The sequence below is a fragment of the Arthrobacter sp. I3 genome (assembly GCF_000520575.1).
Classification (GTDB): Bacteria; Actinomycetota; Actinomycetes; order Actinomycetales; family Micrococcaceae; genus Arthrobacter; species Arthrobacter humicola_A.
This window is the reverse complement of the sequence record NZ_KI914954.1, coordinates 12362-13001: the sequence shown is the minus strand read 5'-3', so window position 1 is coordinate 13001 and position 640 is coordinate 12362. Positions and strand designations below refer to the sequence as shown.

At 70.8% G+C, this 640-nt stretch carries 1 protein-coding gene and 1 pseudogene; both read right to left on the bottom strand.

Annotated elements, in window-relative coordinates; all coding sequences use genetic code 11:
- On the bottom strand, positions 1-263 hold a 263-nt coding region (locus Y706_RS30425), incomplete at its 3' end, for an alcohol dehydrogenase catalytic domain-containing protein (protein WP_043436488.1).
- Between the two features lie 56 nt (positions 264-319).
- Positions 320-592 (bottom strand): annotated as a pseudogene (locus tag Y706_RS0118820) (alcohol dehydrogenase catalytic domain-containing protein); the annotation flags it as partial.
- Positions 593-640: the final 48 nt, after the last annotated feature.

Here is a 640-nt window from a genome sequence, read left to right as displayed (position 1 = left end):
GGCCCCGAGCCGTCAGCGGCGGCACGGATCACGGTCCCCACGATCTCGTGGCCCAGGACCATAGGAGCCTTGAGGACGGATTCGCCCGCGGCACCGTGCAGCCAGTAGTGCAGATCGGAGCCGCAGATGCCGCCGAAGGCCACGTCGATGACGGCTTCATCGGGCGCCGGCGCGGGCACGGCGATGTCCTCGATCCGCAGGTCGCCCGCCGCGTGGGCCACCACCGCCGCGGCCGTGGCCGGAAGTGCTGCCACGCCGCCCATCAGACCACCACCGTCATTCCGCCGTCGATGAAGATGGTCTGGCCGTTGACGAAGTCGGACCCGTCGGAGGCCAGCCACACGGCGGGGGCACGGATCACGGTCCCCACGATCTCGTGGCCCAGGACCATAGGAGCCTTGAGGACGGATTCGCCCGCGGCACCGTGCAGCCAGTAGTGCAGATCGGAGCCGCAGATGCCGCCGAAGGCCACGTCGATGACGGCTTCATCGGGCGCCGGCGCGGGCACGGCGATGTCCTCGATCCGCAGGTCGCCCGCCGCGTGGGCCACCACCGCCGCGGCCGTGGCCGGAAGTGCTGCCACGCCGCCCATCAGACCACCACCGTCATTCCGCCGTCGATGAAGATGGTCTGGCCGTTG